The organism is Bradyrhizobium erythrophlei (assembly GCF_900142985.1).
In the GTDB taxonomy this organism is placed as follows: Bacteria; Pseudomonadota; Alphaproteobacteria; order Rhizobiales; family Xanthobacteraceae; genus Bradyrhizobium; species Bradyrhizobium erythrophlei_B.
Map to the genome: position 1 here is coordinate 841275 of NZ_LT670849.1, position 13752 is coordinate 855026.

14 protein-coding genes are annotated in these 13752 nt (G+C 58.8%); 1 reads left to right on the forward strand and 13 read right to left on the reverse strand.

All coding sequences use genetic code 11. From position 1 onward, the window contains the following. Positions 1 to 56: 56 nt before the first annotated feature. The 11 genes from BUA38_RS36425 to BUA38_RS03815 all read right to left on the reverse strand — a co-directional run bounded on the left by BUA38_RS36425 (position 57) and on the right by BUA38_RS03815 (position 9657). Positions 57 to 296 (reverse strand): hypothetical protein, encoded by a 240-nt coding sequence (locus BUA38_RS36425; RefSeq protein WP_156898372.1) that lies wholly within the window; start codon positions 294 to 296, stop codon positions 57 to 59. A gap of 269 nt (positions 297 to 565) precedes the next feature. Then, positions 566 to 1756 (reverse strand): MFS transporter, encoded by a 1191-nt coding sequence (locus tag BUA38_RS03770; protein ID WP_172805976.1) that lies wholly within the window; start codon positions 1754 to 1756, stop codon positions 566 to 568. Between the two features lie 123 nt (positions 1757 to 1879). Next, entirely contained in the window at positions 1880 to 2227 is a 348-nt protein-coding gene (locus BUA38_RS03775; protein ID WP_338076359.1) for an NIPSNAP family protein, read from the reverse strand. Then, positions 2224 to 3381: an alkene reductase gene (locus BUA38_RS03780; protein WP_072816771.1), complete on the reverse strand. Its 1158-nt coding sequence runs from the start codon at positions 3379 to 3381 to the stop codon at positions 2224 to 2226. The genes BUA38_RS03775 and BUA38_RS03780 overlap by 4 nt, the downstream gene beginning before the upstream one ends. 23 nt (positions 3382 to 3404) lie before the next feature. Continuing rightward, on the reverse strand, positions 3405 to 4151 hold the full coding sequence (locus tag BUA38_RS03785; protein WP_072816772.1) for an SDR family NAD(P)-dependent oxidoreductase: 747 nt from the start codon (positions 4149 to 4151) through the stop codon (positions 3405 to 3407). 398 nt (positions 4152 to 4549) lie between these two features. Beyond that, a complete protein-coding gene (locus tag BUA38_RS03790; RefSeq protein ID WP_072816773.1) occupies positions 4550 to 5608 on the reverse strand; it encodes an SDR family oxidoreductase in 1059 nt (352 codons plus the stop codon). Positions 5609 to 5622: 14 nt separating this feature from the next. After that, the gene (locus BUA38_RS03795) at positions 5623 to 5997 is read right to left on the reverse strand and encodes a DUF427 domain-containing protein (protein ID WP_072816774.1); all 375 of its coding nucleotides are present in this window, start codon (positions 5995 to 5997) and stop codon (positions 5623 to 5625) included. 40 nt (positions 5998 to 6037) lie between these two features. Further along, positions 6038 to 6730 (reverse strand): flavodoxin family protein, encoded by a 693-nt coding sequence (locus BUA38_RS03800; protein WP_338076326.1) that lies wholly within the window; start codon positions 6728 to 6730, stop codon positions 6038 to 6040. A gap of 107 nt (positions 6731 to 6837) precedes the next feature. Then, positions 6838 to 7698 (reverse strand): alpha/beta fold hydrolase, encoded by an 861-nt coding sequence (locus BUA38_RS03805; protein WP_072816775.1) that lies wholly within the window; start codon positions 7696 to 7698, stop codon positions 6838 to 6840. 105 nt (positions 7699 to 7803) lie between these two features. After that, complete coding sequence (locus BUA38_RS03810) at positions 7804 to 8634, reverse strand: SDR family NAD(P)-dependent oxidoreductase (protein ID WP_244553187.1); 831 nt, start codon at positions 8632 to 8634, stop codon at positions 7804 to 7806. A 102-nt stretch (positions 8635 to 8736) separates the two neighbouring features. Then, positions 8737 to 9657: a LysR family transcriptional regulator gene (locus tag BUA38_RS03815; RefSeq protein WP_072825801.1), complete on the reverse strand. Its 921-nt coding sequence runs from the start codon at positions 9655 to 9657 to the stop codon at positions 8737 to 8739. A gap of 199 nt (positions 9658 to 9856) precedes the next feature. Here BUA38_RS03815 and BUA38_RS03820 point away from each other — a divergent pair, with 199 nt between their 5' ends. Beyond that, complete coding sequence (locus BUA38_RS03820; protein WP_172805977.1) at positions 9857 to 10390, forward strand: redoxin domain-containing protein; 534 nt, start codon at positions 9857 to 9859, stop codon at positions 10388 to 10390. A 494-nt stretch (positions 10391 to 10884) separates the two neighbouring features. Here the strand turns inward: BUA38_RS03820 and BUA38_RS03825 are convergent, their stop codons facing one another. Next, entirely contained in the window at positions 10885 to 12453 is a 1569-nt protein-coding gene (locus BUA38_RS03825; protein ID WP_072816778.1) for a porin, read from the reverse strand. A 496-nt stretch (positions 12454 to 12949) separates the two neighbouring features. Then, entirely contained in the window at positions 12950 to 13237 is a 288-nt protein-coding gene (locus BUA38_RS03830) for a hypothetical protein (protein ID WP_072816779.1), read from the reverse strand. Positions 13238 to 13752: the final 515 nt, after the last annotated feature.

Sequence of the window (13752 nt, forward strand, 5' to 3'; positions counted from 1 at the left end):
GCCCAGGGCCGCCCTTTTTCGTAACGCAAACCTCACGTCTTTCATCCGCTTGTGAGTCAGTTGAACGTGTTTCTCCGTTCGAAGTCACCGGAGGACGTTCCGCGATCGAAGCCGTTGCCCCTGTCAAAGCCGTACGCTTCATAAGGCGATCCGTAGCTGAGACCTCGCGCATGTTGGACCGGCGACATTCGGTGAGAATAGCTGTAGTGATGGTGATCACGTTGTGGCGTTGCCACCGCTGGCGATGCGACCAATAGTGAAAGAGTTGCCGCTCCAATCAATTTGAGATTTGTCATGACTCTTCTCCTTTTTCGTCTGGTCAGCAGTCGATGCAAGCGATTCTCGCAACATCTGCTGAGACGCTGCCGACATAACCCTCTTGCATTGGTGGGATTAGCCCGCGTTTGCTTGAATGATTTTTACGTTTTTCGAGGAAATCGAGAGCGGAATGCGCGTTGCCCGCGTTGGTGTGCGCTAATCATCCTACGTTCGATCGCCATGTATGAGGTTGACGCTGCTGTCCAAGGAGCGTTGCTGATTGATCGCAGCACAAAAGAATCGAGCCCTAAGGACCGCCCTCATGCGTTGTCGCGGCGAGAACGAGGGTCACTATGCTTACGATGGCGATCGCGGCAGCGCCAAGATAGACGGCAAGCCCGAGCCCCCACGCTGTGGCAACGACGCCGAGCACCAAGGCAAGAACCGACATTGAAAGATAGCCAACGAGGTAGAGCGCGGAAAACACCGCTCCGCGATGATGCGACGAACCCGTGTTGAGGAGTCCTAATCCGCCAACGAACAGCAGGCTGTACGCGGCACCGGAGGTCGCCGTCGCTACGAGATATGTAAGCAGGTCGTGCCGGCTGACCGCCAAGGCGAGCAAGCTCATTCCGAAAGCCGAAGCCACCGCGCCGATACACAGTGCGATCCGCGAGGAAAGACGCTTCGCAACGATTCCGACCGGAGCCAGCACGATCGGAAACAGGGCGAGGATAGCACCGTTCAGAAGGGCATTGGACGAACCGATGAGATCGTGTTCGACCTGCCCGCCGAATGACAGTACGAGCACGCCGAACGTGTACGCCACCATCATGGCCGTTGAAGCCGTTGCAAAATCTCGACGCATATCTTTCGGAACGAAAGGCATGCGCGGCCGCCAGTCACCTTTCGCTTCACGGGCCGCATGGCGCGGCAGGAACCACGTTGCGATCGTCAGGAATGCCAACAGCACGGCAAGCACCCAAAAGCAGAGACGCGTTGGCCACGGACCGTATTCGGTCAACGCGCCGCCTACGAGCAAGGCGGCGGCAAAGCCCCCCGCTTGCGCCATCATCGTAAGCGACGCCGCGCGCCTGGCGTCTTGATGGCTGCTGAACTCCAGAATGGCCGCGGTTGAGGTACCTGCCGATAAACCGACGCCGACACCCATGAAATCCCGGCCGGCAAATACCCACCAGATGTCGGGCGCGACGGCGAAAAGCACTGCGCCGACGAGGGAAGCGCCGAGACCCAGCAACATCGCCGCGCGGCGGCCGATTTGGTCAGAGATGCCGCCAAACCCGACCAACATGGCGACTACGGCTATTGGAAACACGGCGAAAATCGCGGTCGTCACCGTGTGAGTAAGATGCCACTCCTGGGCATAGAGGCGATAAGTGAGAGCCGGGGCAGCACTGGCCCAAAGCGTGTGACCAGCCACGCCCGTCGAAACCACTAGGCTCGCACGTCGTCCAAGCACGAAGCTGGCACTAGCCACGCGGTGATCCTTGTTGATCGGCACGAAGTCGTTCCTTCGACCATCACGCGTTCCTCGCGTCCGAAAGCGCTGTTCGACGCCGGTCTCTCATCGAACGCACGCGAACTACGGGCCGCCGATCGCTCAGCGCGGAACGAAGAACGACACCGGCTTCAGGATCTGATTTTCCATGTCGACCAGCGTGTCTTCCTCCAAAGCGACCCGCCGGTAGGCCTGCCACTCCGGATCAGCTTCCATCGCGTCGCGACGTCGTTCCCGATCCGCCAGGCTTTCGTATTGCCACAGATGGACGACCCGGCTCATGGGCCCGATATGTGTGACGAAGAAACCGTAAGGCTCCCCGAGGTACTTGCGTTGCAAAGGCAACGCCCGTCGCTCATAGGTTTCGAGAATTTTCCGAGCCGGTTCGGTTTGATGTTGTATGTGCGATGGTCGAATATCATTTGTTTGCCTCTGTTTTCGCGGGATCAGAGGAGCGAGCCGCCGTGTATGCTCAAGGCTGACGAACCGGAAGCGGTAAGTTCGTCCTGCCGCCCCGTTTCGTAGGCAGGATAGTCGGCATAACCTCTCTCCCCGCCGTAATAGAATGTGGCACGATCGTAAGGATTGAGCGGCAGATTGCGGCGCAGCCTTTCCGGAAGATCCGGGTTCGCCAGAAAATGCCGACCGAAAGCGACGAGGTCGGCCTCACCCTTGGCCAGGATCGCCTCGGCACCTGCCGCGTCGAAGCCGCCGGCTGCGATGACGGGCCCGCCGAACAGAGGACGAAGCAAGCCAGCCGCTACCGGCGGCTTGCCGTCGTCCGACACATTGCCCGTGACGCGCGGCTCGATGATGTGCAAGTACGCCAGTCCGCGCCGTGCGAGAGCTCTGGCCACGTAAGGAAAGGTCACATCGGGTGTGCTGTCACCCATGCCGCCGAACTTGTTGCTTGGACCGATGCGGACGCCGACCCTGCCGCTTCCCCATACCGATATCACCGCGTCGAGAACATTAAGAAGAAAGCGGGCACGATTTTCGATCGAACCGCCATACACGTCCGTGCGTCGATTGGAATTGTCTTGAAGAAACTGATCGATAAGATAGCCATTAGCACCGTGCACCTCGACGCCGTCGAAGCCGGCTTCCTTGGCCCGTTGCGCTGCCCTTCGATATTCATCGACGAGCCCCGGTATTTCCGACAACTCGATCGCTCGTGGCATTGAGCCTATGGCGGGACCGCTCGCGAGCAAGGCGCGAACCTCAGCCCCTATGGCGGACGGAGCAATGGGTGCATGGCCGTTCGGTTGCAGGTCGACGTGCGATTGTCGACCGACATGCCAAAGCTGGAGCAATATCGTGGCGCCTTTCGCGTGTACGGCATCCACGACTTCTCGCCAGCCCGCCACCTGTGCATCAGTGAAGATGCCCGGCGAGGCGTAGCCGCCGTTGCCGGTCGGCGAGATGAAGGTCGCCTCCGTAATCATCAACCCACCCGGGGAGGCGCGCTGACCGTAATACGTCGCCATGAGAGTGTTCGGAACATTCCCCGGGATGTCCGCACGCATGCGTGTCAGCGGGGCAAGGACCACGCGATGCGCAAGATCAATAGTACCGATCCGAACTGGTGAAAATAGTTTCGACATCGATTGACTCCCTCGATCGACGATCAGCTCGCGGTCTTGCCGCCGTTGACGCTGATGATCTGGCCAGTGATGAATGACGCCTTGGAGGAAGCGACGAACACGATGGCATCCGCTATCTCCGCCGGCGTGCCGGCACGCTTGATGGGCACTCCGGCGACCACACCGGCCTTTCTCTCGGCGGTGCCGGTAAAACGGTTCAGCATTCCGGTTTCAACGGGTCCGGGCGCGACCGCATTGACGCGAATGCCCGATGCCGCACCTTCGAGCGCTGCGGATTTCGTCAATCCTTTGACTGCGTGCTTGCTCGCGGTATACAGCGATGCGCCCGGCGCACCTCGCTGTCCCATGGTCGATGAAAGGTTAACGATGCTGCCGCTGCCCTGCCCCTGCATCACGCGCATCTCTTGCTTCATGCTGAGCAGCACTCCGAGCACATTGGTGTCGAATGTGGCCGCATAGCTTTCGGCAGTCTGTTCCGTTACCGGACCTGTCTTGCCTTCGGTGCCGGCGTTGTTGACGGCTACGTCAAGCCGGCTAAAGCGGGCCACGGTTTTGTCGACTAGATTGCGCACGTCGTCTTCGTGGCGCACGTCGGCGAGAACAAATTCAGCCTCGGTGCCCAGATCCCACAACTCGGCCTCCAACGCCCGGCCCTCGGCCTCCTTGCGACCCGAAACAACCAACCGGGCCCCATCCTTCGCAAAAGCAAGCGCGGTCGCTCGGCCGATACCGGTCAGAGCGCCAGTAATCAAGACAACGGGAGTGCTCACGACTCAGTCCTCCGAAGGTATACCCCAATACGCTAGAACTCGTGGCGGTCGTTGCCACGAAAGCCTCATTTAAGCGTTTCGAGGAAGCATCTAGGTTGTGCGAGTACCTAGAACAAAGACTTTGTAAGTTTTGGGAACATGCCTGTTAGGTATGGATCTTTCTTCCGGGCTCGATCGTTAGCCGCCCGCTCGTGGGCGACGCGCCAACCATCGATTTGGTCATCGGCTGTAGCAAGACCAACGCCTCTCAAACGTTGCGGCTATTTCTTTCTAGGGTCGACGACCTGATCGCCCGCTGCAGGAAAAAATTACAGAAATATCAAAGCGCTCGGTGAGAAGAAACGAGTCTGCGCAACTTAGTCATTCAGTTGCATTCTTCAGACGAAACGCTTGGTCGGTCACGGAATGATCCGCTCACGCCTAAAATCTGCAAACATCCGAAGAAACATTTCTTCGGTATCCACCAAGTCGTGAAATCCGAAACGGCGGGCCTTGCTCGTATCCGAGACGATGTCGTAATCGGATGCGAAAACGTTGTCCGGGTAGCCCCAGGCCGCAATCTCTCCAAAGCGGAATTTCTGCAACCCGTTCTTTTCGACGATTTTTTCCCAGATAGGCCCCTTATCCGCCATGGATCGCGCAAGATTGATGTGCCGTGGCTGAGCCAGCTCCATTCCGAAGAAACTGGCGAATTTCGGCCACAAGTTCTGCCACCTGATAAGATCGCTATTGGTGATGTTAAAGGCTTGGTTCGTGCATTTCGGATCGGTTGCCATCCATTCGACGGCCTTTGCAAGAAGAGCGGCGTCCGTACATTGGTAAAGTGCAGTATAGGCTCCCGGCTTGCCCGGAAAGCTGAGAGGCAGTCCCAATTCCTTGCAGACGTTCGCATATACAGCGATCGCCAATGTCAGGTTCATCGGTCCCCCCGTGGAGAATCCGCAGACCGCGTGCGGGCGCCCTACCGACCACGTCCAGCGCTTTCCTTTCTGAAACTCCTCGAGAAAATCCTGCTGGTCGTAATAGAAATTCGGCGGCATGTGCCGCGGATCATCTTCCTTGGTCGGAGTCTTGTAGGGACCAAGATGATTTCCGTACCACCTGGTGCCTTGAGAGAGATGAATGTGCTCAAGCACGGGCGACGCGGCTTCGACAGTCCTGACGAGGTTAAAGAACATGTTGGCGTTCGCCGACTGTGTCTCGGCGGGATCCGGGCGCTCCGTAATTGCAAAATAGAACAGGTGGGAGATTTTCGTGAGCGGCCCGAGTTTTGTCCGGCAGTCGATTGGATCCAGAAGGTCTGCGGCGATGTGCTTGTAGTCACCGGGGATCGACGGCTTGCGGCGCGAGACCGCAACGATATCCCAGCCGCCCTGCTCAAGCAGGTGAGCCAGCATGTAGCCGCCGGCGAGGCCGGAAGCGCCTGTGACAAGTGCGGTACGCTTTGTCGCCGTCATCTGCGCTCTCTCCCTTACGTCGCCTGGATCTCGTCAACACGGTCCGGGTAAAAGGCGACGTAATCCTTGATCTGTGCCATCGCTTCGAAAGGACTTTCATAAGTCCACACTGCGTTGTGCGAACGATCTCCGCCCACCGGAATGCTGTAGTAGGAAGCATCGCCCTTGTAGGGGCAGTACGTGGTGTGTTCGCTGCGTGTGAGCGCGGCCATATCGACATCTTGACGAGGAATATACTGAACGGGCGGATAGGACGCCTCGCGAAGGGTCAACGCATTGCTTGTGTCAGCGATAACTTTTCCACCGACCTTGACTACAACGCGAGACAGGTTCGCTTCGATCGCAATTGGATGATCGGGGCCGGGAATCTTGATCGATTTTTCAGTCATGATGTGTCTCCTTCTGAACGGTGAGCGGATGTGCGAAGCGTCAGACGGTGGCCAGTCCAGCAACGCCCTGATTGCGTTTAGATGCCGTCACGCCCCGGCCTTCCGGATCTTGATTGTCGGCACCACCCGAAACGCCACGGTGAGCTGGCCGGCCGAGTATCGCCCGGCCGGCCGACAGTTCCTGTGCGACCTCGGCAACTCGGCGGCCAAGGAACTCAGCAGTCCGAAGATCGGACGACGGTGGAGCGACATCGCCGCTTTGATCCATGTCGGCCTGGCCGGCCATCCCGAGCGTGTAGCTGTCGCGGTTGAGGATGTCCTCGTTGGTATACGAGCGATTATTCCCGTAATTCATCCCGAGATTGACCCAATGCATTTGGTGCTGGGCCGCAAATGTCATGAGCTGGACCAGCGAGTTCTGCTTGTCGCCGCCGCGGGATGCGCCATTGGTGAAGCCTGCGGCGATCTTTCCTTCCCAACGCTTCTCGACATATTGAAGGTGGGAGGTAGCATCCATGAACGCTTTGAACGGTGCCGACAGGCTACCCATGTATGTAGGTGCTCCCATGATAATGGCGTCTGCGGCATCGAGAAGCTCCCATCGGCCGGGCGCCTGTTCCGCGGTGACAAGCTCGACGCTCGCGCCATTGATAGCGGCTGCACCACGCGCAACGGCCTCGGCGATCCTCACGGTGTGACCATATCCGCTGTGATAGACGACGACGATTTTCACGGGAACTGACATGCGTCCTCTTGATTCGGGTCAGGCCAGACGACGGACTACGCAACCGTGGGTCGGTTTGAAATGGCGTCGTACCAACGCTTCAGCGAACGGGAGTATCATCGCGCTTCCTCTCCGGACAGAAACATGGAAACGTCCTGGACGAACCGCTTGGGATATTGGTACTGCGAACCGTGATTGGCGTCGGGATAGAGGATGAGCTGGGCGTTAGGCAGTTGCTGCTGCAGGATGAACGAGTTCACCGGATAGATGACCACGTCCTTTCCACCGTTCACGACCAATGTCGGCTGACGGATCGATTTCAGATATTCGAACGACTTCTCCCGCGGCGCGCCCCACTCGCCGATCGCCTCGATCTGGGCGGGCGCGACTTTCTCGTTGACCTCGGGATCGCGGTTCTCGGCGCGTCGCCGGAAGCGCTTGAGGAACTCACGGCCCGCAGCCTGGCTCTTCTCGGATTTCGTGAAATGCACGCGAAGCCAGAGGTGATCGGGCTCGTCATAACTGGCGCCGAAGATTTCTTGCGCCTCTGGCGTGAGCGTAGCCATGCGCTCGCCGCCGCGCGGGCCGGTACCGACCAAGACGAGTCGCCTCACAAGATCGGGCGCCTGAAGGGCGATTTCCTGCGCGACAAAGCCGCCAATCGAAAACCCGAACACATCGACTTTCGTCAGTCCGAGCGACTTGACGAAGGCCGCCGCGTTAGCACCCATTTTCTCGATCCTGGTGGGCACCTCTCCAGAGGAACTGGATACACCCGCGTTGTTGAACAGGATCACTTCGCGATCCTTGGCGAAGCCGTCGGTCACTGCCGGGTCCCAATGGTCCATGGTGCCGGTGAAGTGCTGGTTGAAGACGAGTGGCACGCCGGCGGCATTGCCAAAGCGGCGATAGGCAAAGCGGATGCCGTTAGCTTCGACGAATTGCGTCGGCGCAGTCTGGTGATTGTGCTGGGTCATTGAAATTCTCTCTTGCAGTAGCTTGGGCCAGCAATTTCTTCGAAAATTCGCTGGGAAAAGCCGCGCCCGTCCTGGGCACGGAGCAACCTGTGTACCGGCGCCGCGTCAGTTCGCGGTCATACCGCCATCGACGTTGAGGATCTCGCCGGTAATCCACTTGGCTCCGTCCGACGCGATGAATACGATGCCGTCGGCGACTTCCTCCGAGAGGCCGAGCCGATCCAGCGGTACCTGCCTCACCAAGGCTGCCTTGTTCTCTGCCGTGCCGGTGAAGCGGGTCAACATGCCGGTGTCAGTGGGCCCGGGCGCGACGGCGTTCACCCGAATCCCCGACTTGGCGAGCTCGAGTGCCACCGACTTGGTGATGCCTTCGACGGCGTGCTTGGCCCCGACGTAGATGGAGGCGAAAGCCGCGCCGCGGTGACCGTAGGTCGAGGAGATGTTGATGATGCTGCCATTGCCCTGAGCCTGCATGGCGCGCACTTCGTGCTTCATGCTCAGAACCACGCCGAGAACATTGGTCTCGAAGGTCGCAGCAAAGCTTTCCGCGGTCTGGTCCGTGATCGGGCCAACCTGGCCTTCGGTGGCAGCATTGTTCACCGCGACGTCGAGACGACCAAACCGAGCGACGGTCTTGTCGACCATCGCGCGGACGTCATCTTCCCTGCGGACGTCGGCCTTAATGAACTCAGCCTCGGCACCCAGAGAACGTAGCTCCTTGACCAGTTCCTTGCCGGCCTCATCCCGCCGGCCGGCAATGGCCACCTTCGCGCCCTTCTTGGCGAAGGCTACGGCAGCGGCGCGCCCGATGCCGGTGAGTCCACCGGTGATCAACACAACTTGCGTGTTCATTTTCGCAATCCTTTGTTGGAGCCGCCGGAAACCCGACGGCGTTTTCGCCCGTGCGTGACCGCATCGTCGCGTGACGATCATCATCAGCGTCGTTCGATTGAGGCGAAGGTAGCGGCAGGATGCTCGCCGCATTAGACGCGAGGGGGGACTATTAGATATTCTGACCAAGAATGAATTGTGCGCGCTCTACGCGGTCAGCGGTCTTTTCAGTGACTCGCCTTCTGTGGTCGGAATACAAGTCTCAACAAAAGAGGCGAACTCTCTCGCCTTGGCGCTCGCCATCCGTCCGGTCGGATAAACTGCCCACAACTCTAAGCTTGGCAGCTCCCAGTCATTCAGGACCGTCCTGACGATGCCCGACGCGAGTTCGGGAGCGAAGTTCCATTCGGACGTAATAGCAATGCCGAGATGAGCAAACACCGCCTCCCGCAACCCCTCAGCCGCGGTGACTTTCAACTTCCCTCCGACGGCCACTGACGTCTCGGTCGAACCTTGACGGAACGTCCAGGAGATGCCGCCCCCATCCGGGGTGTAGATGACGGTCTGATGCGCGATCAGCTCTGCTGGGCTTTTGGGCTCTCCGTGTTTCGCGAAGTAGTTTGGGGTGGCCATGACCCGCCGGCGCGCCTGACCAAGTTTTCGCGCCACCAAAGTCGAATCCGCCAGCGAGCCACTGCGGAAGGCGACATCGATGCCCTCCTCCACCAGGTTGACGGGCCGATCATCCAGCACCATGTCGATCTCTAGTTCGGGGTTTTTCTCGAGAAAACGATCAAGTCGGCGCATGATGTGGAGGCGTCCGAAGCAAACCGAAGCTGCAATGCGCAGCTTTCCAGTCAGTGCGGCTCCAGCGCCACGCGCTGCCAGAACAGCCTCTTCAGCCTCTTCGATAGAGCGTCTTGCCCTGACATAGAAATTCATCCCAGCTTCTGTCGGGGTCAGGCTGCGCGTTGATCGCAATAGAAGGCGAACGCCAAGCCATTCCTCAAGCTGGGCAATCGCTTTGGATACCGCGGGCTGCCCCACTCTCATTTGGCTCGCTGCCGCCGAGAACGATCCCGTGTCAACAACGCGAATGAAAGTCTCCATCGCAAGGTGTCGATCCATATCCATTCTCCTTTGGAATGAGCGTTATCACTGCAAGAAGGGTGTTGCCAGATCGAGAGATTGCCCATGATGGGTCGGCGGACCTGCCGAAGGCTACGTAGTGACGAGATTGATATGGTCAAACGGTAAATCGGAGCCACCCGACATTCCTGCCGATCGCGATCGCTCCGCGGGTCACGGTGTTGCGCCGGGTCTCAGCTTGCGCGTCTTGCGAGCGGGAGAAAAGGCCCCTCGCTTCCGTCTTCGCGATCAGCACGGCCGTGGCGTGACGCTGAGCGAGTTGCTTGTGCACGGGTCGGTCGTTCTTCGATTCTGCCGCAATGAGAATACGGCAACCTGCGTTCGCGAATTCAGCTCGTTGTCGACGCTGCATAACGACGTGGCACGATTAGGGGCAACGCTGATCGTTATCGCTGTCGAACCGTTTGATCCTCATCCCTTGGGCAAAGACGCGGCGTCGTTTCCTTTCCCGATCTTGTCCAATAAAAAGGGAGACGTGGCCCAGTCCTACGGATTGACCGGCCAGGTACCGGCGCCAAATGGCGCGGAGATTAGCGACACGAATAGAAACCTAACAAGAACTCATGAGATTGTGTCCGTCCCAGCGACCTATGTCATCGATCAAATGGGATTCGTTGCCGTGGCCTTCGTCGACATGGAGTGCCACTGCTTGATGGACCACGGTCAGATTCTGATGGCCCTCGAATGCCTCCGCAAGCGGAAAAAATCGTGAATGGCTTTTCGCCCCAGTGAAGCTCGGCGTCAGTTTTCATAACACCAGATTATATCGCATGATTTGCGTTCCGGCCGCGGGCGCGGACAGTGCACGACGGTCCACTACGGTTCGAATGATCCGGTTGCACCGTTGAAGGCCACGAACCAAAGGCGTCGCGAAGCTGTTGAGTTGGGCGATCAGGAGTACGCGCCTGACGCTGCGCGCGGCAGAAGGCACAACTCCCCTAGATTACGACGAAGAACCTGATGTCGCGAATGCTTGCCGTCACCAGAAGCAAGTTGGGGGAAGCGGAATTTTCCGCTTCCCCCTCCACCTCCAACCCAGGCAGGGGGACGTAGCGAGCCGCTGCGTCTGGAGGTGGTGTTCCGCTATCACGGCTCAGCTGTTGTGCCTCGGGGGCCAAACGTCCACCACAGCCGGAGCGAATGGTGGCTTCGTTGCAGCGGATTCCCGCGGATCGTTGGCCTGGGACCAAGTCTGCATGTCTTAGCTTAGAACTGATAACGCAGACCAACGCCCGGATCGACGCTCGAGGCCTTATTGCTGCCCAAGGGATTGATGGTTCCGTTCGGAAGGCCATTGGCCGCCAGGAAGCCGGCTGCAAGGCCGTTCTGAACCTGCGACCACATCACACCGGCGTACATGTCCATATGCCGGGCGAAGCGCCAGTCAAGCACCAGCGAGACCGCGTCAAGCGTGCCCGAGCAGTTGGAGGCGATCGCCGTCGTACATCCGGCATTCGCGCCGGTCGCGTAGCTGTTTTGCCACTCGTGATAGTACGCACCGGTGACGTCAAGTGCCGGCGTGATCGAGTAGCGCACACCAAACCACGCCGTCTGCAGGATCTTGTCGTTGGTGAAGGCGGTGTTGTTGACTGTACCTGCAATAAAGCCGCCCTGAAGGAAGGCGCCGGGAACCAGCGGGTTGTTCGGGTTGGCATAGTCGACGTGCTCGTAGCCGCCGAAGAACTTCCACGGCCCGATCGTATATCGGGCACCGACGCTGAACACGGTGTTGTCGGAGACCGTGGTCGCCACCTGGCCGTAGCCCATGGCAACCGACGGGATCGAGCCCACGGATAGCGGCGCAGCGGAAACGGCATCACTGATGTGGCCACCAACGAAGTCCATCGACAGGCCCATATAGTCGAAGCCGATATTGCCATGGAAGGCGTTGTTGGTGCCGGTATTGCCGCCGTTGCTGAGCTGGGCTTGTGCCGCCAACCGCACCGGGCCGATATTCACACGATACTCATAAGAGTTGTCGAGAATGCGGTTCTCAGTGTCGCCACCACCGGCGTTCGCGCCCTGATAGGTGATCACGGACCAGGAGTTCGAACCCGACAGCGGATCATAGTTGACGATGAGATCCCCGGTGAGCGAGCTCTGACGGCCCATGGTGACGGTGCCGTAGGTCGGCGAGCTGATACCGAAATAAGCCGCGTTGTTGAACATCTGGCCACCCTTCGACGAGTCGCCGAACGAGTTCTGCGCCGTCAAGTTACTGGTCAGACCGTTGTTCATCGCGACTGATCCGGGGCCGTTGTTATTCATACCGCTCGCCGGATTGAACAGGGTCTGCAGGTTGAAAACGGCATAGAGGTTATCCGCGATCTCCTGCTTGCCGCGCAGACCGATGAACGAGGAACTCATCTGGTTGCCGCCGACGCCGAAATACGATCCACCGGCGTTCTTAGAGATCAGCGTATCGCTCGGAGAACTGGCTGTCGCGGAATACGGAGCACCCTTCGTCGCATACAGCAGGCCCATATCGAAGTTGCCGTAAACGCAGATGCCCTTGACGCAAATGTCGTCGTTCTCGACCGGCTTGGCCTTGACCGCGGCCTTGTAGGGCAAGTCGGCCGCCATCGCGTCCACCGGATTGATGGCCACCGGCTTCTGCGACTCGAGGGCCTTCTGGCGCTTTTCCAGATCGGAAAGACGCTTGGTCATTTGCTCACGCAATTGCTTCGCCTGAGCCTGGATGTCCGACAGCTCATCGGCGTGGCCAGCCGCCGTAAATGCCAAGATGGCCGCTGCTGAGATGAAAGTCTTCTTCACGTAACTCCCCCAAAAAAAGTGCGGTGCAAACACTCACCGCGAGATGTTTGATAGTCTCCAGCTTGGCTTAGGAACTTTCCGGCCTCAGGGGCCCGGGTGCGATTCCCGTTCGCCGCTCCAAGAGTGAGGCTGCCGGCTCCGCGTGATAAGGTGGGTTTTGCGTGAAAGACTTTTGATTTTTATGAGGTAATCGATCGACTTTGTGAGAGCGCTCGACGCTCTGATGCGGGTGGCCCTCGAGCCCCTCGGCAGATATCCGGATATGCAGCCACTTTTTGGGGGCGCCCTACAGCTCAAGAGCTGGACAAGACGGCAACGACTGCTTTCGACCGCCGAAGTGTCACACTCCGAACAGCGACGCTGGCGAGCCTGTCCGCTGTCCGGCCTGTGGCTTGCTAAGGGGCGAGAGGTTGCGATCCGTCGGCGTCGACGCCGAAGGCGATTAGGCCCGGCCTTGGCTCGGGAATATCATCATATTCGAGTGAGCGGTCCGTTGTCAGCCGCCGTGAGGATTGATTTCATCGTACTCGATGTGCTGTCCGTCTCTATAAACATTCGTGTCATTATCGGTGACGCCTCCCATGCTCTCCCAGCCGCGGATGCGACCCACGTAGCCAGTTGTTTGCTCTGGCAACGGATGAGCGAAAGCTTTGACGTTACGGAAGCGCTCGGAGACGCACTGCGGAGCGCAGTGGAATTGATGCCGCTCCTTAGAGAACGCGACTTGGTTCGTAGCGACGGCAATCAGGGTGGCGCCGACAAATGTAAGAGTGAAGTATCGCATCTCAGTCTCTCCTAGTTAACTTGAATGGAAGGTGGGTCACTCATTCGCGGTCTGGCTTTAGACGTTAGGCGTTGGTGCTCCGTAATGCAGAGCTTGTGCGGCTTTAAAAATGGGAGAGCTCAACTGACTGTAAGCCCCGCGATAGCGGTCAAAGGCGCGCCCGTGCTTTTCGGCGAACACGGGTGTGGCTCTGGCGGCGCAATGAACCACGACAGCGCCAAGTTTTTTCCTTAGTCACTTGTCTTCTCCGTTCTTTGATGTACGCGCGGACGGCGCCTGCAAGTGGCATCGCAACGGCACTCACGCGGCGCGGTGAATGCTCCGGCGCAACGCCGATATGTGACGAATCGTACGTACCCCTGTTACCTCAGCGAGTTAATCCCGCTTCTGCTTGAATGATCTTTGCGCTTTTTGATGAAATCGTTGGATGTGGCGGGCGCGCTAACGTCTTAGTACGGGCGGTGGAGACGGGTTCACGTATCGCATCGCCTCATCACGAGAGCCTTTCGCCTAGC